Origin of the sequence: Pseudomonas reinekei (assembly GCF_001945365.1) — a bacterium.
Lineage (GTDB): Bacteria > Pseudomonadota > Gammaproteobacteria > Pseudomonadales > Pseudomonadaceae > Aquipseudomonas > Aquipseudomonas reinekei.
In genome coordinates this window covers 22,232-42,640 of the sequence record NZ_MSTQ01000027.1, presented here as the reverse complement: position 1 = coordinate 42,640, position 20,409 = coordinate 22,232, and the positions used below count along the sequence as shown (strand labels likewise).

Annotated in this window: 18 protein-coding genes and 1 pseudogene; 13 read left to right on the top strand and 6 right to left on the bottom strand. The window is 60.4% G+C overall.

What is annotated here, in order from left to right; all coding sequences use genetic code 11:
• Nucleotides 1-129: 129 nt before the first annotated feature.
• The 5 genes and pseudogenes from BVK86_RS29120 to BVK86_RS27260 form a co-directional block, all read left to right on the top strand.
• A pseudogene (locus tag BVK86_RS29120) lies at nt 130-528 on the top strand (cell wall hydrolase); the annotation flags it as partial.
• A gap of 469 nt (nt 529-997) precedes the next feature.
• Nucleotides 998-1,333: a ComEA family DNA-binding protein gene (locus BVK86_RS27275; protein ID WP_075949336.1), complete on the top strand. Its 336-nt coding sequence runs from the start codon at nt 998-1,000 to the stop codon at nt 1,331-1,333.
• A 208-nt stretch (nt 1,334-1,541) separates the two neighbouring features.
• On the top strand, nt 1,542-2,336 hold the full coding sequence (locus tag BVK86_RS27270) for an SDR family NAD(P)-dependent oxidoreductase (protein WP_075949335.1): 795 nt from the start codon (nt 1,542-1,544) through the stop codon (nt 2,334-2,336).
• 31 nt (nt 2,337-2,367) lie between these two features.
• Nucleotides 2,368-3,642, top strand: a complete 1,275-nt coding sequence (gene fabF / locus BVK86_RS27265) for a beta-ketoacyl-ACP synthase II (RefSeq protein ID WP_075949334.1) — start codon at nt 2,368-2,370, stop codon at nt 3,640-3,642.
• 94 nt (nt 3,643-3,736) lie between these two features.
• Nucleotides 3,737-4,588 (top strand): urea carboxylase-associated family protein, encoded by an 852-nt coding sequence (locus BVK86_RS27260; RefSeq protein WP_075949333.1) that lies wholly within the window; start codon nt 3,737-3,739, stop codon nt 4,586-4,588.
• A gap of 47 nt (nt 4,589-4,635) precedes the next feature.
• Here BVK86_RS27260 and BVK86_RS27255 read toward each other — a convergent pair whose 3' ends face one another.
• The 5 genes from BVK86_RS27255 to rfbB all read right to left on the bottom strand — a co-directional run bounded on the left by BVK86_RS27255 (nt 4,636) and on the right by rfbB (nt 9,378).
• On the bottom strand, nt 4,636-4,803 hold the full coding sequence (locus BVK86_RS27255; RefSeq protein WP_075949332.1) for a DUF2897 family protein: 168 nt from the start codon (nt 4,801-4,803) through the stop codon (nt 4,636-4,638).
• Between the two features lie 133 nt (nt 4,804-4,936).
• Nucleotides 4,937-6,301, bottom strand: coding sequence for an ethanolamine permease (eat, locus tag BVK86_RS27250; protein WP_075949331.1), 1,365 nt, complete (start codon nt 6,299-6,301; stop codon nt 4,937-4,939).
• A gap of 211 nt (nt 6,302-6,512) precedes the next feature.
• On the bottom strand, nt 6,513-7,382 hold the full coding sequence (gene rfbD / locus BVK86_RS27245) for a dTDP-4-dehydrorhamnose reductase (protein ID WP_075949330.1): 870 nt from the start codon (nt 7,380-7,382) through the stop codon (nt 6,513-6,515).
• A 41-nt stretch (nt 7,383-7,423) separates the two neighbouring features.
• Nucleotides 7,424-8,299 carry a glucose-1-phosphate thymidylyltransferase RfbA gene (rfbA, locus tag BVK86_RS27240; protein ID WP_075949329.1) on the bottom strand — a complete coding sequence of 292 codons (876 nt, stop codon included), beginning with the start codon at nt 8,297-8,299 and terminating at the stop codon, nt 7,424-7,426.
• Complete coding sequence (rfbB, locus tag BVK86_RS27235) at nt 8,296-9,378, bottom strand: dTDP-glucose 4,6-dehydratase (RefSeq protein WP_075949328.1); 1,083 nt, start codon at nt 9,376-9,378, stop codon at nt 8,296-8,298. Before rfbB ends, rfbA begins: the two co-directional genes overlap by 4 nt.
• A gap of 272 nt (nt 9,379-9,650) precedes the next feature.
• Between rfbB and kdpF the strand changes: the two genes are divergently transcribed.
• The 6 genes from kdpF to BVK86_RS27205 all read left to right on the top strand — a co-directional run bounded on the left by kdpF (nt 9,651) and on the right by BVK86_RS27205 (nt 17,799).
• Nucleotides 9,651-9,740, top strand: a complete 90-nt coding sequence (gene kdpF / locus BVK86_RS27230; RefSeq protein ID WP_007899818.1) for a K(+)-transporting ATPase subunit F — start codon at nt 9,651-9,653, stop codon at nt 9,738-9,740.
• An 8-nt stretch (nt 9,741-9,748) separates the two neighbouring features.
• Nucleotides 9,749-11,443 (top strand): potassium-transporting ATPase subunit KdpA, encoded by a 1,695-nt coding sequence (gene kdpA, locus BVK86_RS27225; protein WP_075949327.1) that lies wholly within the window; start codon nt 9,749-9,751, stop codon nt 11,441-11,443.
• Between the two features lie 10 nt (nt 11,444-11,453).
• Nucleotides 11,454-13,511 (top strand): potassium-transporting ATPase subunit KdpB, encoded by a 2,058-nt coding sequence (gene kdpB / locus BVK86_RS27220; protein ID WP_075949326.1) that lies wholly within the window; start codon nt 11,454-11,456, stop codon nt 13,509-13,511.
• Between the two features lie 200 nt (nt 13,512-13,711).
• Entirely contained in the window at nt 13,712-14,257 is a 546-nt protein-coding gene (kdpC, locus tag BVK86_RS27215; protein WP_075949325.1) for a potassium-transporting ATPase subunit KdpC, read from the top strand.
• A 129-nt stretch (nt 14,258-14,386) separates the two neighbouring features.
• Nucleotides 14,387-17,032, top strand: coding sequence for a sensor histidine kinase (locus BVK86_RS27210; RefSeq protein WP_075949324.1), 2,646 nt, complete (start codon nt 14,387-14,389; stop codon nt 17,030-17,032).
• 68 nt (nt 17,033-17,100) lie between these two features.
• Entirely contained in the window at nt 17,101-17,799 is a 699-nt protein-coding gene (locus tag BVK86_RS27205; protein ID WP_075949323.1) for a response regulator, read from the top strand.
• A 140-nt stretch (nt 17,800-17,939) separates the two neighbouring features.
• Here BVK86_RS27205 and BVK86_RS27200 read toward each other — a convergent pair whose 3' ends face one another.
• Nucleotides 17,940-18,980 (bottom strand): patatin-like phospholipase family protein, encoded by a 1,041-nt coding sequence (locus BVK86_RS27200; RefSeq protein WP_075949322.1) that lies wholly within the window; start codon nt 18,978-18,980, stop codon nt 17,940-17,942.
• Between the two features lie 219 nt (nt 18,981-19,199).
• Between BVK86_RS27200 and BVK86_RS27195 the strand changes: the two genes are divergently transcribed.
• Both BVK86_RS27195 and BVK86_RS27190 read left to right on the top strand, forming a co-directional pair.
• Complete coding sequence (locus tag BVK86_RS27195; protein ID WP_007973587.1) at nt 19,200-19,478, top strand: hypothetical protein; 279 nt, start codon at nt 19,200-19,202, stop codon at nt 19,476-19,478.
• 45 nt (nt 19,479-19,523) lie between these two features.
• Entirely contained in the window at nt 19,524-20,291 is a 768-nt protein-coding gene (locus tag BVK86_RS27190) for a CHAD domain-containing protein (protein WP_075949321.1), read from the top strand.
• The last annotated feature ends 118 nt before the right edge of the window (nt 20,292-20,409 follow it).

The following is a 20,409-nucleotide window of genomic DNA, read 5'->3' as shown; positions in this document are numbered from 1 at the left end:
AAATAATCCGTTTAAGTAACACGCCATGTTTGAGCGCCGAACATCTTACCAGCACAACGAATATTTCCCGCCATCGGGCGGGATTTTTTTTGCCCGAAGAAAAGTGATGTCCGTTAACGAGATGGCGACGTGTTTGCCAGAACCGTTTGGGGGAGAGCATGTGGCGAAGGCCTCCTTGGCCAGATTACAGTCGCCTGGACAATCCGCAATCGGGTGGATGACGGTAAATCCAAGTCGTGGTGGGGCGAAGGCTATGCAGGTGTGTGTCAGAAGCCCTATCAGTTCACCTTCTGGAACAATACAGAACCGAAATACCGATTTTTTCTGATCTGATTGAAGCGGACCCTGTTCAGTGAACTGGCATTTAGTCGGGTCGTGGCTAACCAGGTGATCGACGGTAAGGCTCCAGATGCGACTTGAGGCGCCACGCATTATTACGCGATCTCGATGAAGGCGCCGCCGGGCTGGGCCGCGAAGGCGAATCTAACGCTGAGGTGGGGCGGCCACGTTTTCTTCAGGGACGTGCCGTGCCCGACGATGGGGAAGGTAGCAGAAGCGCTAGCACTGATATTACTCGGCCCAATCAGTGCGCGGCCGGTTCAGGGCTGGCGGTAAGTGATGCAATTGCCCGAGCAATCACGTTACACACCGATCTCCTCAACCAACTGGCCATGGTCGGCGCCGCGGCGCATAAGACCGAGCAGGATAAGCCTCTGGCCCCCGAGCAGTGCCTGATGGCCAGAGACCAAATTCACCACTGGACTTTGACCAATGCTAAAAAGACAAGGATCGTCAGCGGGATCGGAGCGCCGCATCGGGAACCAACTGCGGAGTTTGAATGTGGTTTCATGGATCGGTTACTGTTGTTCCGCTTGATTCTAGAGTTTGTTTCACATCCTGTAACTGACACATTTTTGACACCCTCCATACATCGCCTAAGTTTGGGAGGCAGCTTCGGAAAAGCTGCTTTCTCAAACGATGTCATGGAGCTTCATTTATGCGTACCGGCTATTTCACTTCTCTGGTTTTTGCCCTCCTTACCGGCGCTTCTGTTGCCGTCATTGCTGCGCCGGCCGTCACACCGCCAGCAAGTGATGCGCCGTTGGCGCAAGAGGTTTCCGCAACGGCACAATCCGCCAAGCTCGATCTCAACTCTGCCGATGCGCCAACCTTGCAACGCGAGTTGGCCGGTGTGGGAGAAGCCAAGGCCAAGGCGATTGTTGCGTATCGTGAAACCAATGGACCTTTTGCGTCTATTGACGAGCTGCTTGAGGTGAAGGGAATTGGCAAAGCCATTCTGGATAAAAATCGCGAGAAGCTAGAGGTGAACTAAGCTTGTAATTCAGCGCCAGGGGCCGGTCATTGATCGGCCCTTTTGCTTTTTGGCCATAGCTGTGAGGTTTTGCCTTTTGTCGGCTCTATTTAAATTATGGCTATCATATGCCAATTAAATTATGCCTATAATTAATGCGATTTCCGTCGAAGCGTCCTGAGACCCAGGCGCTTGGCTTTCCCTTCAAGCATTTCCCTGGAGCATAGTCATGACTTCTACTCAGTCCCAAGGCACGGCCCTCGTCACGGGGGCTTCTTCCGGTATCGGCGCGGTGTATGCGCAGCGTTTGGCGGCGCGTGGTTTTGATCTGTTGCTGGTCGCTCGCGATCAGCAGCGGCTGGATGAAGCGGCGAGCAAGTTGCGGGATGAGTACGGTGTTCAGGTCGAAGTGCTGAGAGCGGACCTGACGCAGAAGGACGACGTGCTCAAGCTCGAGCAGCGTCTGCGCAGCGATTCCAGCATCAGCCTGCTGCTGAACAATGCGGGTGTCGCGGCGGATGGCTTGTTGGCCAATGCCGATACCGACCTGCTGGAGCGAATGATTCAGCTGAACGTCACGGCGGTCACCCGTTTGGCTTCGGCGGCGGCAGCCAGTTTTGCCAAGGCCGGCCGCGGCACGATCATTAACATTGCGTCGGTGGTGGCGTTGTTCCCCGAGCGTTTCAATGCCACTTACAGCGCCAGCAAGGCTTATGTGTTGAGCCTGACTCAATCCTTGAACGCCGAGCTCGATGGCACCGGGGTCAAGGTTCAGGCCGTGTTGCCGGGCGTGACGCGCACCGAAATCTGGGAGCGCTCCGGTGTCGACGCTTCGCAGATTCCGGCGGAGATGGTCATGGAAGCGGATGAAATGGTCGACGCGTCGTTGGCGGGCCTGGATCAAGGCGAGCTGGTGACCATCCCGTCGCTGCCAAATGCTGCCGACTGGGATGCGTTCGTCGCGGCACGTCTGGTCATGGCACCGAACCTTTCCAAAAGCCAGGCCGCTGCGCGTTACAAATGAGCGCCATCAATCGGCATGAGGTAGTTGCGGTATGAGTGATCGTCGAGTGGTTGTAACGGGGATGGGCCTGGTGTCTCCGCTGGGTAGCGGGGTCGAAGCGGTCTGGGCACGCCTGTTGGCCGGGCGTTCCGGATTGCGCAACCTGCCGGATGCGGTGGTCGCCGATTTGCCGGCCAAGGTCGGTGGTGCGGTGCCGACTGTGGCGGACGATGCCGAGGCGGGGTTCGACCCGGACCGGGCAACGCCGCCTAAAGAACAGAAAAAGATGGATCGCTTCATTTTGTTCGCCATGGAGGCGGCGCGTCAGGCGTTGGAACAGGCCGGGTGGCAAGCGCAGACTGCCGTCGCCCAGGAGCGTACCGCGACCATCATCGGCTCCGGGGTGGGTGGTTTCGGTGCGATTGCCGAGGCCGTGCGCACCACCGACAGTCGTGGTCCGCGGCGTTTGTCGCCGTTCACTATTCCATCGTTTCTGGTCAACCTGGCAGCCGGGCATGTGTCGATTCAGCACGGTTTCAAGGGGCCGTTGGGTGCGCCGGTGACTGCTTGTGCCGCCGGGGTGCAGGCCATCGGCGATGCGGCGCGATTGATTCGTTCCGGTGAAGCGGACATCGCGGTGTGTGGTGGCACAGAAGCGGCGATCGACCGGGTCAGCCTTGCCGGGTTTGCAGCGGCGCGTGCGTTGTCCAGTGGTTACAACGACACCCCGGAGCGTGCCTCGCGGCCGTTCGACAGTGGGCGCGATGGCTTCGTCATGGGGGAGGGATCGGGCTTGCTGGTCATCGAGTCACTGGAGCACGCCCTGGCCCGAGGCGCCCAACCGCTGGCGGAGCTGGTGGGTTACGGCACCACCGCAGATGCGTATCACCTGACCGCAGGCCCGGAGGACGGCAGCGGTGCACGTCGCGCAATGTCGCTGGCGTTGGCTCAGGCCGGTGTTTCGCCGGAGCAGGTCCAGCATCTGAATGCCCATGCCACCTCGACGCCGGTGGGGGATCTGGGCGAGTTGGCGGCGATCAAGTCGTTGTTCGGGGCGGATAACAAGATTGCGGTGACATCGACCAAATCGGCAACCGGGCATTTGCTCGGTGCTGCGGGCGGTATCGAAGCGATCTTCACCCTGTTGGCCATTAGGGATCAGATCGTACCGGCGACCCTGAATTTCGATAATCCCGACCCTGCCGCCGAAGGCGTGGACATTGTCCACGGTAAAGCCCGACCGATGAACATCGAGTACGCATTGTCCAACGGCTTTGGTTTTGGCGGGGTGAATGCCAGCGTCCTGTTCAAACGCTGGAACGGTTAGCTGTCGGACCGGTTCAAGTGGGTGCGTGTGACGTCGAGAATCTGCTGAGCCAACTCGGGGTTCTCTTCACTTCACTGATCGAGGGGGTACTTGGATGTACAAAGACTATCCGGCGGCCTATCAAGTCAGCAAAGGTTCGGCCCTGCAGGTGGACAAAGCGTTCTATGAGCGGGTGCGCGATGCGAAGGATGCGCGCACGCTGATCGAGTCGTTCGAAGTGCCGATCCGCACCGGTCGCGCCTGGAAGGTTTCCGCCGGGCATGTGTTCAGGGTGACGACGCCTGTTGGTCCGCAAGTCGGTGATTTCAACGTCTGGAATGCCGATGATCCCCGCGAACGGTTGTGGGCGTCACGTACCCGGCAGCTGCAAGGCGCCCATGTCAGCACTCACGATCGACTGTGGTCGAACCTGCCGTTTCTGCGACCGCTGGTAACCATCACCGATGACAGCCTGGCCGGCTATGGCATCGATGAACACGGCGGTCGCCTGCACGATTTGCTCGGCACTCGCTGCGACCCCTATGTCAATAAAATGCTCACTGGCGAAGATTTCCATCACCACTGTCACTCCAACCTGACCCGGGCTGTGTTGCCCCACGGCCTGACCGAATTCGATGTGCATGACGTGCTGAACATTTTCCAGTGCACGGGCCTGAACCACGACGACATGTACTTCATGAAAGCCTGTCCGGCACAGAAGGGTGACTATCTGGAGTTTTTTGCCGAGATCGATCTGCTGTGCGCGCTCTCGACCTGTCCGGGCGGAGACTTGTCGCTGGCGATGTGGGGACCGGATGCGCAGGATCCGCTAAGCGTGTGTCGCCCGCTTGGGGTGGAGATTTATCGTTTGGAAGATGTGTTGCTCGAAGGCTGGAGCCAGCCGGAACGCGCGGCCTATAAAGGACTACATGGCTTGCACATTGCCAAGGCGGATTGGGAGAAATAGAAACGCTTTTGTGGCGAGGGAGCTTGCTCCCTCGCCACAGTTGCTTGTTAGCGGTCCTGCGCATCCTTGGCGTCGGCTTGCGCATTGCGCTCAGCCACCCGTCGACGTTGTTCATCGGTAAGCTCAACCTTGTTGGCGGTGTCGCGCAGCATCATCAAACCGCCAACGATAGAGCCAATGGCTATCACCAGAATTAACCAGGCATACCAAGGCATAGGGCTCTCCTTAAGGGCAGGTCGATTGACGGATTTTGCCAATCGATCCTGCGTACCACTTTTGAGCGAATATTTTTCGCAGTGGTTCCATTCTATGCCCGATCTGCCGCCAACACCGTAAATCCTTGCAGAGTTAGAGCCCGGTCAACATCGCATCCGCCGGCGCATCGGCACGTAGCTGTGCGGTGAGCATGAAGTACACGAAACCCACCGCCATGAAAGCGAGGAAGATCAGCCCGATCAGTGTGTTGAACCAGGCCATGGCCACCAGGCACACCACCGCCAGCGCCAACGCGATAAACGGCACCAGTGGGTAGCACGGCGCGCTGAATGTGCGCTCCAGGTTCGGTTCGGTTTTACGCAGTTTGAACAGGCTGAGCATGCTCATGATGTACATCACGATCGCCCCAAACACGGCCATGGTGATCATCGCCGCTGTCAACGTCATGCCACCCAGGTTGATCAAGCCATCGCTGTAGATCGCCGCGATGCCGATCACGCCGCCGGCAATGATCGCCCGGTGTGGTGTCTGGAAGCGTGACAGCTTGGCCAGCGATGCTGGCAGGTAGCCCGCGCGGGCGAGGGCGAAGAATTGTCGCGAGTAGCCGAGGATGATTCCGTGGAAGCTCGCCACCAGTCCGAACAGGCCGATCCACACCAGCATGTGCAGCCAGCCGGAGCTTTCACCGACCACGGTTTTCATCGCCTGTGGCAATGGGTCGTTGATGTTCGACAGGGTGCGCCAGTCGCCGACGCCGCCGGCAAAGAACATCACGCCCATGGCCAGCAACACCAGGGTCAGGATGCCGCTGATGTAGGCCTTTGGAATGGTGCGTTTCGGGTCCTTGGCTTCTTCGGCGGCCATGGCCGCGCCTTCGATGGCGAGGAAAAACCAGATCGCAAACGGGATCGCCGCAAACATCCCGGCGATTGCCGGTGCGCCGAACACATCGGACCCGGCCCAGCCGTTGAGGGCAAAGTTACTGAAGCTGAAGGCTGGCGCCACCACGCCCATGAACACCAGTAACTCCGCCACGGCCAGTACGCAGACCACCAGCTCAAAGGTTGCCGCCAGCTTCACGCCAAGAATGTTCAGCCCCATGAATACGATGTAGGCACCGACCGCCGCGTGCTTTGGATCGAGGGCGGGGAACTGCACATTGAGGTAGGCGCCAATGGCCAATGCGATGGCCGGCGGGGCGAAGACGAATTCGATCAGCGTCGCCAGCCCGGCGATCAATCCGCCTTTCTCGCCAAAGGCGCGGCGACTGTAGGCAAACGGCCCGCCCGCGTGGGGAATGGCGGTGGTCAGTTCGGTAAAGCTGAAGATGAAACAGGTGTACATGGTGGCGACCATGAACGAGGTCACCAGAAAGCCCAGCGTACCGGCCACGCCCCAGCCATAACTCCAGCCGAAATACTCCCCGGAAATCACCAGCCCGACCGCAATGCCCCACAAGTGCAACGTGCCCAGCGTGGGTTTGAGTTGTGTGTTCATGCGTTTGCTCCCTGAACGGTTTGGAAAGCTCGGGGAGGGCAGTGCAGTGGGCGTGCCATTTTGATATTGCGCGTCGCAAAGCGTTGAAAGCTGTCGTATCGGGGATGATGGCTACTGAATACGTGCTTTTTGTGCGCCAGGTGAGGGCGTTGGTAAACGATTTTGCCGCCATTGCGGGCGGGCCGCTTATAGAGGGGATTGGGGGTAATCGTCAGCTTTGTTCGGTGAGACACTCTCGAAGCGCGGTTTGCCAGTCAGGCTGGCTGACACCCCAGTCTCGTTGCAGGCGACTGCAATCCAGGCATGAGTTGATTGGGCGGGTGGCTGGGGTTGGATAGTCGCTGGAGCGAATAGGCCGCAGATTCGCGCACGGCTTTCCCTGCTGCCGTAACGCTTCACGGATTGACTCGGCGAAGCCAAACCAGGACGTTTTACCCTGAGCTGTCAGATGATAGGTACCCCAGGGAGCGGTTTCGCCCGAGTGCCAGCGCTCAATCAACGCGAGGGTGCTGTTGGCGACTGTTCCTGCCCAGGTTGGCGCACCGATCTGATCCGCGACAACAGATAATTCTGCCTTCTCTTGCAGCAGGCGTTGCATCGTCAGCAAAAAGTTGCGGCCATGGGTCGAGTAGACCCAACTGGTGCGCAGAATCAGGTGTTGACCTTGCACTTCAGTGATGGCTCGTTCGCCCGCCAGTTTGCTTTTGCCATAGACCCCGAGAGGGTTGGGCGTGTCGTCTTCATCATAGGGGCCGATTTTCGTACCGTCGAAAACGTAATCGGTGGAGTAGTGAATCAGCGGGATACCGAGCGCCAGCGCGGATTCGGCAAAGATACCGGGGGCGACCGCGTTAATGGCAAAGGCTGTTTCCGGTTCGTTCTCAGCCAGATCCACCGACGTATACGCCGCCGCGTTGATGATCAGATCGGGGCGAAGATTTTGCACCGTTTGGCGAATTTGATCGGGTTTGGTCAGATCAAGCTGATCGCGGCCTGGCACGATCAGCTTGCCGAGAGCGCCCAGCCTACGCTGTAACTCTAGCGAGATCTGGCCCTGTTGGCCGCTGATTAGAATTTTCATGGGAAAAGGTCAGCGGATCGGCAGAACAGTTTCAACGAAACTCATTGTTTTTCCCCGGCCAATTTGGCGAGGTATTGACCATAACCAGTCTTACCGAAATAGCGGGAGCGCTCCAGCAGATGTTCGCGGTTGATCCAGCTATTTTGATAAGCGATCTCTTCAAGGCAGGCGATCTTCAAGCCTTGGCGGTGTTCAATGGTCTGCACGTACTGAGAAGCTTCGAGCAAGCTGTCATGCGTACCGGTGTCGAGCCAGGCGAAACCACGTCCGAAGCGTTCGACCTGTAGGTCACCACGTTCGAGATAGGCATTGTTGATGTCGGTAATCTCCAGCTCTCCGCGAGGCGAAGGTTTGACCGCCTTGGCGATCTCGATCACGTCATTATCGTAGAAATACAGTCCGGTAACCGCATAGTTGGATTTCGGATTCTGGGGCTTTTCTTCTATAGATAAGGCACGGCCTTCGCCGTCGAAATCAATTACGCCGAAGCGCTCGGGGTCTTTGACCCAGTAGCCGAACACCGTTGCGCCAGAAGCGCGTTTTGCCGCGGTTTGTAGTTTTCCGCCGAAATATGAACCATGGAAAATGTTGTCGCCGAGAATCAGGCACACGGGATCATCGCCGATAAACTCTTCGCCAATTATAAATGCTTGGGCCAGACCGTCCGGTGATGGCTGCTCGGCATAGCTGAAGTTCACCCCAAACTGACTACCATCACCAAGCAGACTGCGGTATTGAGGTAGATCGTGGGGAGTTGAAATTAACAGGATGTCCTTGATGCCGGCCAGCATCAGCACCGAGATCGGATAGTAGATCATCGGCTTGTCGTAGACTGGCAACAGTTGTTTGGATATTCCAAGCGTGATCGGATGAAGGCGCGTTCCAGAGCCTCCTGCTAAAACGATACCCTTCGTCATGCGAGCAACTCCTTTGTACTGATAGCGCCTAGGCGTTCACCCTGATAGCTGCCATTTTGAACACGGCGACACCATTCCAGGTTATTCAAATACCACTGGACGGTTTTGCGCAGGCCGGTTTCGAAGGTTTCTTCTGGCACCCAGCCTATTTCTTTTTCAATTTTGCGGGCATCGATTGCGTAACGCAGGTCGTGGCCGGGACGGTCCTGCACGAAAGTAATGAGGTCTGCGTAGTGCTTGATACCTTCAGGCTTTAGCGGGGCCAGTTCTTCCAGCAAAGCGCATATTGCACGAACTACATCAATATTCTTTTGCTCATTGTGACCCCCGATGTTGTAAGTCTCGCCGACCTTGCCTTCTATAACGACCCTTATCAGCGCCCGGGCATGATCTTCTACGAACAACCAATCGCGTACTTGGAGGCCGTTGCCATAGACCGGCAAGGACTTGCCCGCCAAGGCATTAAGTATCACGAGCGGAATCAACTTTTCGGGGAAATGAAAGGGGCCGTAGTTGTTCGAGCAGTTGGTCAGTATGACCGGCAGGCCATAGGTGCGGTTCCAGGCACGGACCAAGTGATCGGAAGCGGCTTTGCTGGCGGAGTACGGCGAGCTAGGCGCGTAGGGTGTCGTTTCCGTGAACAGGTCATCCACCCCGTGCAAGTCGCCATAGACCTCGTCGGTGGAAATGTGATGGAACCGGAAGGCGCTCTTTTCTGGCTCGGCAAGCGTATGCCAATAGGCACGTGTCGCCTCCAGAAGGCTATAGGTGCCGACGATGTTGGTCTGGATGAAATCCGCAGGACCGTCAATAGAACGATCGACGTGCGATTCGGCAGCCAGGTGCATGATTGCATGTGGCTGGAAACGTTCTAACACGGCACTGACGGCTGCCTGATCGATGACATCGGCCTGGACGAATTCGTAGCGAGCGTCGTTGGCAATGCTGGTCAAGGATTCGAGATTGCCAGCGTATGTCAGCTTGTCCAGATTAAGTACTTCATGGCTGGAGTGGCGAATCAACTCCCGAACCAAAGCAGAGCCAATGAAACCGGCACCGCCGGTGATGAGGATACGCATGTGGACCAGCCTTTTGCAGTGAGCCTATGACGCAGAGGTACATAGCTTGTCGGCATGCGTGGGGGAGTGCAATAGAAGCCGTAATCTGATTTTGCCCTGTCAGTCATTATGCCGGCTCCGCGAATAAGGTCCGACACCCCTGTAACCCCCGCGTAAACCCACTCTTTACACATTCTTTATCCCCCGCCCCGCCCCTCGATCTCGCGCCTTTACACCCTCCCTCCCGACAATGCCTCCACACGCGGCAATACGCCGTAACACGGAGAATTTCCATGAGCGTTCTGGACGGGGTGTCACTGCTGTTGGCAGTGGGGCTGTTCATTTATCTGTTGGTTGCGCTGTTGCGCGCGGACCGGAACTAGGAGCGGCTATGCACAGTTATGACTATTGGCTGATCCTCGCGTTTTTCGCGGTGGTGTTGGTCCCGGCGCCGTTTCTCGGGCGCTTCTACTACAAGGTGATGGAAGGCCAGCGCACCTGGTTGACGCCGGTTCTCGGCCCGGTGGAGCGCGGCTGCTATCGCGTGGCGGGTGTAGATCCACAGGCGGAGCAGAGCTGGCAGAAGTACGCGCTGGCCTTGCTCGCGTTCAACCTCGCGGGCTTTTTGCTGTTGTTCGCGATTTTGCTGTTCCAGGATCACTTGCCGCTCAACCCGCAGAATCTGCCGGGCCAGGAGTGGACGCTGGCGTTCAACACCGCCATCAGTTTCATGACCAACACCAACTGGCAGGCCTACAGCGGTGAAGCATCGCTGAGCTACCTGAGCCAGATGGCCGGCCTCACCGTGCAAAACTTTGTCAGCGCCGCCACCGGCCTCGCCGTGCTGGTTGCGCTGTGCCGTGGCATTGGCCGCAAGTCCAGCCAGTCCCTGGGTAACTTCTGGGTCGACATGACCCGCGCCACCCTCTACGGCCTGCTGCCTCTGTGCCTGCTGCTGGCGCTGTACCTGGTGTGGCAAGGCGTGCCGCAAACTTTCGCGCAATACGTGAATGCGGTGACGATGCAGGGCGTAGATCAAGTGATCCCGCTTGGCCCGGCTGCCAGCCAGATTGCGATCAAGCAATTGGGTACCAACGGGGGGGGCTTCTTCGGCGTCAACTCGGCGCATCCGTTCGAGAACCCGACGGCGTGGAGCAACCTGTTCGAGATGGCCTCGATCATCCTGATCCCGGCCGCGCTGGTGTTCACGTTCGGCCATTACGTGAAGGACCTGCGTCAGAGCCGCGCAATCATCGCCTGCATGCTGGCGTTGTTCCTGATCGGCGGCGCGACGTCCATGTGGGCTGAATACCAGCCGAATCCGGCCCTGAACAACGCCGCCGTCGAACAGACCGCGCCGCTGGAAGGCAAGGAAGCGCGTTTCGGCACCACCGCCACCGTGCTGTGGTCGGTAACCACCACGGCGGCATCGAACGGTTCGGTCAACGGCATGCACGACAGCCTTAACCCGCTGAGCGGTATGGTCGCGCTGGTCAACATGATGGTCGGCGAAGTGATCTTCGGTGGTGTCGGCGCCGGGCTCTACGGCATGTTGCTCAACGTGCTGATCGCGGTGTTCCTCGCCGGCCTGATGATCGGGCGCACCCCGGAATACCTCGGCAAGAAACTGCAAGCCAGGGAAGTGCAGTTGTTGGTGGTGACCTTGATGGTCATGCCGATTGGCGTACTGGTGCTGGGTGCGATTGCCGCCAGCCTGCCTGGCCCGGTGGCCTCTGTAACCAATCCCGGTGCCCACGGTTTCAGTCAGTTGCTCTACGCCTACACCTCGGCCGGTGCCAACAACGGTTCGGCGTTCGGTGGCTTCGGCGCCAACACCCCGTTCCACAACCTGATGCTGGGCCTGGGCATGTTGATCGGTCGCTTCGGCTACATCCTCCCGGTTCTGGCGTTGGCCGGCAGCCTGGCGATGAAGAAAACCGCACCGGTCGGCCAGAACAGTTTCCCGACCCATGGCCCGCTGTTCGTGACCCTGCTGACCGTGACCATTTTGCTGGTGGGCGGCCTGACCTTCCTGCCGACCCTGGCGTTGGGCCCTATCGCTGAACATCTGAGCATGGGCTTCTAAGGAGCTGATGATGAATATGCCCGCAACCAAACCGGTCGCCGCCAAGGCGCCGGAACAACCGAAAACCGCGATCTCGGCCCTCTGGCGCCCGGCGTTGGTACAAGCCTTCGTCAAGCTCGACCCACGGCAACTGCAGCGTGCGCCGGTGATGCTGGTGGTCGAACTGACCGCGATCCTGACCACCGTACTGTGTTTTATTCCCGACACGGCGGTGCCGACCTTCGTCGCTGCGCAGATCGCCGTGTGGCTGTGGTTCACCGTACTGTTCGCCAACTTTGCCGAGGCCCTGGCCGAAGGTCGCGGCAAGGCCCGCGCCGATAGCCTCAAGGCCGGCAGTGAAGGCTTGAGCGCCCGCCGTAAAAACGCCAACGGTGCCTTTCAAATCATACCGGCCACCAGCCTGCGCAAGGGCGATGTGGTGCGCGTCGAAGCGGGGGAGATGATTCCCGGTGACGGCGAGGTGATCGAAGGCATCGCGGCCGTCAACGAAGCAGCGATTACCGGTGAATCGGCGCCGGTGATTCGCGAGTCCGGCGGCGACCGTTCGGCGGTCACCGGCAATACCCGTCTCGTTTCCGATTGGCTGCTGGTGAAGATCACCGCCAACCCTGGCGAATCGACCCTGGACCGCATGATCGCTCTGGTCGAAGGCGCCAAACGCCAGAAAACCCCGAACGAAGTGGCGCTCGATATCCTGTTGATCGGCCTGACCCTGATCTTCCTGATAGTCGTGGTCACCCTGCAACCGTTCGCCCACTTCGCCAATGGCAGTCTGCCGCTGGTGTTCCTGGTGGCGCTGTTGGTCACGCTGATCCCGACCACCATCGGCGGTCTGTTGTCGGCCATCGGGATTGCCGGTATGGACCGTTTGGTGCGCCTGAACGTGATCGCCAAGTCGGGACGTGCGGTGGAAGCGGCAGGTGACGTGCACGTGCTGCTGCTGGACAAGACCGGCACCATCACCTTCGGCAACCGTCGCTGCACCGCCGTGGTGGCGGCCCCGGGTGTGAGCAGCCAGGAGTTGGCCGAAGGTGCGTTGTTCGCGTCGCTGGCCGATGACACCGCTGAGGGCAAATCCATCGTCGAGTACCTGCGTGGTACTCAACCGCAAGCGGAACCTTCTGCCGAGTTGTTGACCGCCGTGCCGTTCAGCGCCGAGACGCGTCTGTCCGGTGTCGATTATCAGGGGCGTGTCTATCGCAAAGGCGCGGTGGATTCGCTGCTGACCTTTGTTGGTATGAAACGCGCTGACCTGGCCCCGGCCCTGTCGCGGGAAATCGACAAGATCGCGCAAAGTGGCGGTACCCCGTTGCTGGTCTGCGCCGACGGTAAATTGCTGGGGGCGATCCACCTCAAGGACGTGGTCAAGCCCGGCATCCGCGAACGTTTTGCCGAGCTGCGCAAGCTCGGGATTCGCACGGTCATGGTCACCGGCGACAACCCGCTGACCGCCGCTGCCATTGCTGCTGAAGCCGGCGTGGATGACGTGCTGGCCGAAGCCACCCCGGAGAAAAAACTGGCGCGCATCCGTCACGAGCAGAACGACGGTCGCCTGGTCGCCATGTGCGGCGATGGTGCCAACGACGCCCCGGCCCTGGCCCAGGCGGACGTCGGTATGGCGATGAACGACGGCACGCAAGCGGCCCGTGAAGCGGCCAACATGGTCGACCTCGACAGCGATCCGACCAAGTTGCTGGATGTGGTGCAAATCGGCAAGGAATTGCTGGTGACCCGCGGCGCGCTGACCACGTTCTCCATCGCCAACGACGTGGCCAAGTACTTCGCGATTCTGCCGGCGCTGTTTGCGGCGATCTACCCGCAACTGGGCGTGCTGAACGTCATGCACTTGAGCAGTCCGCAGAGCGCGATTCTGTCGGCCATCGTGTTTAACGCCCTGATCATCGTGGTCCTGATTCCATTGGCGCTGCGCGGTGTGCGGGTACACGCAGCCAGTGCGGCGGCGTTGCTGCGACGCAATCTGCTGATCTATGGGCTGGGCGGGATTCTGGTGCCGTTCGTGGGCATCAAGGCGATCGACATGCTGTTGACGGCGTTGCATTTGGTGTAGCGGGTTGCGGGTGGCTGGAGAGGGGCTTTTTGTGGCGAGGGAGCGTGCTCCCGCTGGGCTGCGAAGCGGCCCCAACCCAGGCACCGCATTTGTTCAGGCGCATCACATTTACCCGGTTTACGGCTGCTGCGCAGTCGAGCGGGAGCAAGCTCCCTCGCCACAGGTGATGTGTTGTTTTTAGAGAATTCGAGGATTTTGAAATGTCCACAATGATACGCCCGGCCCTGAGCCTGCTGGTCCTGATGACCCTGATCACTGGCGTCGCTTACCCACTGGTGGTGACCGGCGTGGCCCAGGTCGCCTTCCCGGACCAGGCCAACGGCAGCCTGATACGCGATACCGACGGCAAGGTCCGCGGCTCGTCACTGATCGCCCAGGATTTCGTCGGCGACGCCTGGTTCCATCCGCGCCCTTCCGCTGGCGCTTTTGCCACGGTGTCGAGTGGTGCCAGCAACCTGTCGCCGAGCAACCCGGCCCTGGCCACTCGCGTGATCGACGACGCCAACAAGCTGCTGGTACCCGGCCAGGGGGCGGTGCCGTTGGCCATGCTCACCACCTCTGGCAGCGGTCTTGATCCGCACTTGCCACCGGCCGCGATTACCTATCAACTGGCGCGTGTTGCGGCGGCCAGGAATGTGCCAGTGGCCACCCTGCAGAACCTGCTCGACGCTCATATCGAGCAGCCGCTGGTGGGGCCGCCGGTGGTGAATGTGCTTGAGTTGAATCGGGCACTGGAAAACCTGTAGATCGGCGGTGCGGTCATTCGCGAGCAGGCTCGCTCCCACATGGACATGCGTCCCCTGTGGGAGCGAGCTTGCTCGCGAAAACGGTATAACAGCCACTACATGAACGTCTGAAATAAGAGAATCTTAAGCATGAGCAACTCCGGCCGCGCCGACGCGCTGTTAGCAGACCTGCCCCGCGATGGCCGTGGTCGGCTCAAGGTATTTCTTGGCGCCGCGCCCGGTGTCGGTAAAACCTACGCCATGCTGCAAGCGGCTCACATCCAGCTGCGCCAGGGCGTGAAAGTCATTGCCGGCGTGGTCGAAACCCACGGCCGGGCGGAAACCGAAGCGCTGCTGGGCGGCTTGCCGCAGCAACCCTTGGTGCGCTCGGAATACCGTGGCGTGATGCTCGAAGAGATGGACCTTGATGGTTTGCTGGCCGCCAAACCAAAGCTGGTGCTGGTGGATGAGTTGGCCCACACCAACGCGCCCGGCAGCCGCCATGAAAAACGCTGGCAAGACATTCAGGAACTGCTCGCCGCCGGCATCGACGTGTTCACCACCGTCAACGTCCAGCACCTGGAAAGCCTCAACGATCAGGTGCGCGGCATCACCGGCGTGCAGGTCCGTGAAACGCTCCCGGACTGGGTGCTGCAAGAAGCCTTCGAGCTGCTGCTGATCGACTTGCCGCCACGGGAACTGCTCGAGCGTCTGCGCGATGGCAAGGTCTACGTGCCGGAGCAGGCGAGGGCGGCCATCGACGCGTTTTTCACCCAGACCAACCTCACAGCCCTGCGCGAATTGGCGATGCAAACCGCCGCCGCACAGGTCGATAACGACCTGACCCTGGGCTATCGCCAGATGGGCCAGGCGGCGCCGACGGTGCGCGGTCGCTTGTTGGTCGGTGTCGATGGCGATGCCCAGGCTGAACGGCTGGTGCGCCACGCCAGTCGTGTCGCCCAGCGTCGGCATCTGCCGTGGAGCCTGGTGCACGTGGACAACGGCAGCGCGCGCGACGAGCAATCGCGCCTGCGCCTGCAAAGTGCCCAGCAACTGGCTGAACGCCTGGGCGGCGAAGTGGTATTGCTGCGCGCTGGCGAGGTGGCGAAAACCCTGATCCAGCATGCCGCCGAACGCCGGGCCAGCCTGGTGCTGGTCGGCCAGTCGCGGCCACGTTGGCGCCGACGCGTGTTCGGCGGCGGGTTGGCGGCGCGTTTGTTGCGCAATGCCCGCGGGCTGGAAATCAACGTCCTCGACAGCGATCACGAACAGCATCAGCCACGCCAGCGTTCGATGCAGGCGCTGGTGTGGTTCGACTATGCTCTGGCCGTGGTCGCGACGCTGTTGGCCAGTGCCTTGGCCTGGGCGGTGGCCAGCGTTTTACCGCTGCCGAATATCTCACTGGTGTTCCTCGCCGCAGTGCTACTGGTGGCGGTGCGCAGCAGTCTCGGCCCGGCGCTGGTCTGTGCGGCGCTGTCGTTTCTGACTTACGATTTTCTGTTCATCCCTCCGACCTTTTCCTTCAGCATCCAGCGCGAAGAAGATGTGCTGACCTTGCTGTTTTTCCTGTTGATGGCCGCCCTCACCGGTAACCTCGCAGCGCGGCAGCGGCGACAACTGCAGGCGCTGCGCGACACCCAGGAAGAAACCACTGAACTGCTCGACCTGTCGCGCAAACTGACCGCCGCCACCGACCGTCAGGCCGTGGTCAGCGCGGCCGCCCAGCACCTCAATGGCTGGAGTGATTTGCAGCTGTGCCTGCTCAATCGCGACGGGCAAAGTGGCTGGAAAGTCGAAACCGGTGGCCCGCTGGAGTTCACCGAAGCCGAGCGCGCCGCCGCCGATTGGGCCTGGCAACACGACCAACCCGCTGGCGCCGGCACCGGCACATTGCCGTTCGGGCGCTGGTGGTGGTGGCCGTTGTCGGTAGAGGATGGCCCGCTGGCGTTGCTGGGTGTGTGTGCGAAAGAAGGCCAGACCCTGAGTGGCCAGCGCCGCCGTTTGTTGACGGCGCTGAGCCAACCGCTGGCGCAGGCGCTGGCGCGTGCACAACTGGCGGATGATCTGGAAGCGGCGCGGCTGCACGGTGAAACCGAGCAACTGCGCAGTGCCTTGCTGGCGTCGGTGTCCCACGATTTGCGCACGCCGCTGACCTCCATGCGTGGCAGCATCGACAGTCTGCTGGCGCTCGGCGAAGCGATCCCGCTGGAGGATCGCCGGGAATTGCTCGAAGGCACCCGCGATGAAGCCGAACGTCTCGACCGCTACATCCAGAACCTGCTAGATATGACCCGGCTCGGGCACGGCGCCCTGAAGCTGGCGCGGGACTGGGTGTCGCCGGCTGACATCGTCGGCAGTTCGCTCAGTCGCTTGCGCGCGGTACTCGCACCGTTGCAAGTCAGCACGGATGTACCGGCGCAGTTGCCGCTGCTTTACGTCCATGCCGCGCTGATCGAGCAGGCGCTGATTAACGTGCTGGAGAACGCCGCACGCTTTTCACCGGCCCACGGTCGTTTGCAAGTGCGCGCCGGGGCGGACGACAAGGAGCTGTTTTTCTCGGTCAGCGACGAGGGACCGGGGATTCCGGAAGCGGAGCGGGCCAAAATCTTTGATATGTTCTACACCGCAGCGCGCGGTGACCGTGGCGGGCAGGGCACCGGGCTGGGGTTGGCGATCTGCCAGGGCATGGTGGGCGCCCATGGCGGGCGGATCAGCGTGGCCGATGGCATCGAAGGGCGCGGCACCTGCATCACCTTGCACTTGCCGTTGCAAGAGCAGCCAGCCTTTGAAAGTTAACAGCCGAAAGTGAAGCCTGATCATGCTTGCGTTACTCTCTTGCCACTTCTTTGTGTTGATGTGAACTCATGAGCCAGACCGCGACCATTCTGGTCATTGACGACGAACCGCAAATCCGCAAATTCCTGCGCATCAGCCTCGCTTCCCAAGGCTATAAAGTGCTGGAGGCCGGCACCGGTACCGAAGGGTTGGCGCAGGCCGCGCTGAACAAGCCGGACCTGCTGGTGCTCGACCTTGGTTTACCGGACATGGACGGCCAGCAGGTTTTACGCGAGTTTCGCGAGTGGTCGACGGTGCCCGTGCTGGTGCTGTCGGTGCGTGCCAGCGAGGGGCAAAAAGTCGAAGCGCTGGATGGCGGCGCCAATGACTACGTGACCAAGCCCTTTGGCATTCAGGAGTTCCTGGCGCGGATACGTGCGCTGTTGCGTCAGGCACCGGCGGGCGAAGCCCAACAAGCGGCGCTGACCTTCGGCCCGCTGACGGTGGACCTGGCGTATCGCCGCGTGCTGCTCGACGGCGCCGAAGTAGCGCTGACCCGCAAGGAATATGCCGTGCTGGCGCAACTGGCGCGCCATCCCGGGCGGGTCATTACCCAGCAGCAGTTGCTCAAGGATATCTGGGGGCCGACCCATACCGACGACAGTCATTACTTGCGGATTGTGGTTGGGCATTTGCGGCAGAAGCTGGCGGATGATCCGACCGCGCCTCGGTTTATCGTGACCGAGGCAGGTGTTGGGTATCGGTTGTTGAGTGAGGGCAGCCTGTAGTTTTGTGTCGCCTGTTCCGGTCCTATCGCGAGCAGGCCCGCTCCCACAGTGGATTGGTGGTGAACTCAATATTTTGAACACTGAAGACCCCTGTGGGAGCGAGCCTGCTCGCGATGGGGCCCTCACATACACCCGAGAACTCAGGAATCGCGCTCACTCTCATACCGGTCCAGCGTATCCCGCGCGATTTCCCGCCCCAGCGCGATCAATTCCGGCGCTTTGTAGAACTCGAAGAACCGGCATACCCGCTTCGGCACGTTGATCAGAATGTCCGGCGGATAACCGGCAATCTTGTACTGGGCCAACGACGTCTGCATGACCTCGAAACTCTGGTTGATCAAGTCCAGCAAAGACGCCGGACCGACGTTGTCGATGATGAACGATCCGGTCGCCGACTTCGGCGCGCCGTCACGCTCCGGCGCCGCTGCCGGTTGTTGCGCTTCGGGTTCGGCAGATTCGATCCAGGGATTGATCTCGGCCGCTTCGGCCATCAACGCTTCCTTTTCCAGTCGCAGCAACTGCTCGGCCTGAGTGCGCCGGAATGGCATTTTCGAGCCGAGAGAGTTGATCAGGCTGTTGAAACGGCTCTTGAACGCGGCGGGGCGCTCGATCACCGGCAACTTGTAGTGACGCTGGTTGGTGGAGTTGAGATTGACCGCGATGATCAAATCGCAATGGCTCGACACCACCGGCACGATCGGCAACGGGTTGAGAATGCCGCCATCCACCAACATGCGATTGCCCTGCATCACCGGGGTGAACAGACTCGGAATGGCCGCCGAGGCGCGCATGGCCTGATGCAGGCAACCCTCCTGGAACCAGATTTCCTGCTGGTTGGTCAGGTCGGTAGCCACCGCCGTGTAGGGGATGCGCAGGTCTTCGATATTGATCTCGCCGACGATCTTGCGGATCTGCCCGAAGACCTTTTCCCCACGGATCGCCCCCAGGCGAAAACTGACATCCACCAGACGCAATACATCGAGGTAATCCAGGCTCTCGATCCAGTCGCGATACTCATCGAGCTTGCCGGCGGCGTAGATCCCGCCGACCACCGCGCCCATGGAACACCCGGCGATGCAGGCGATGTCGTAGCCACGCCGTTCGATTTCCTGGATGACGCCGATATGGGCATAACCCCGGGCTCCACCCGAGCCCAACACCAGTGCGACACGCTTTTTCATTGATCGGCCTCGTTTGAATGCTTCAACAATGCACCCATCCGGGGGCACGCTTCAATCGGCAAGGTCGCTCGGGGCGGCGAACGCGTCGTTTTTTCGACACTCCATGGCGGCAGATGGTTATTCTCGCCAGCTATAGTTTGCGCTGGCGATGGACGGCACTTTTCCCGTGCCAGACCGTCCTACCTGCATGACTGTTTTCCTATCTCTGAGGTGTGTGTGATGAAAGCCTGGATTTGTGTGCCATTGATTGCCCTGGCACTGGCCGGTTGTGCCGGTAAAACTGCCTATCGCGACAGTTGCGGCAGCAATCTCGACGCCGCCTGGCATGAGCTGGACCTGGCCAAGGCCGAGGGTTTCGCCGGGACCGTCAGTTACTCCAAGGCACTGTCGCTGCTGACTGCGGCCAAGACTCAGCAACAATTCGAAGGGTTTGAAGGCTGCACCAGGAAAGCCGAGAAAGCGCGCTTCTATATTCGTGAGTCACGCGCCGGCCGTTGAGGCATGATGTAGGTCCGCGGGGACATTCGAGTCAGGGAGCAAGTGATGTCGGCATTGGTTGATCGATTGGTGGCCCATGTTCTGGGCCTGGAAGTTCGTCTACTGGCCTGTCAGGCGCGCTTGACTGGCCGGACTGACCCTGAGGCCTTGCACGACTTGCGCACCACGGTGCGCCGCCTGCGCAGCCTGCTGCGACCGCTGCGCGGCTTGCCCGGCGTCGAGCAGCTGGAAGCCGCGGCGTCGGGCGTTGGCGACCTGACCACGCCCTGGCGAGATCGCGAAGTGTTGGCCGCGTACCTGGTCCAGCACGATCAACCCGAAGCTGCTCAACGGCGTCTGGCGCAGATGGCCGAGGCCTATCCGGCGGTGGCGAGCAGTGCCGAGCTGGCGCAATTGCTGGTCATCCTTGATGCGTTTCCGCGTTTTCTGCGGGCCTCTCAGCGTCAGGGTTTGCTCAAGGGGCTGGGCAAGCGCATTGAGAAGCGCCTGGGCAAGCAGTGGAAAAAACTCGACCACGCCCTGCACGATCCCGCCCACGACCGCCATCGCCTGCGCTTGCTGATCAAGCGTGTGCGCTATGGCATCGACGCATACCCCGAACTGGATCGCTTGCCGAAAGCGGCCATGCCCCGACTGAAATCGGCGCAAGGCGCGTTGGGCGACTGGCACGATTGCCTGCAATGGCTGGCCATTGCCGAGCAGGAAGCGGATTTGCGCCCTTGCGTCGCCGGCTGGCACACCGCCATGGCCCAGGCCGAACAGCGCGCCGACCGCGTGCTGGAAAAGCTCAGCGCGGACTGCTTTAAACCCTGAACTCCCCTGCGGTCGCTCCTGAAGGGGCGACGGCCCATCTGTCAGTCAATTTGGCCGGAATGCGCGCTGTACAGCCTCTGACGGCTGGTTAATATCCCTGCATCTTTTTCCTGCTTGC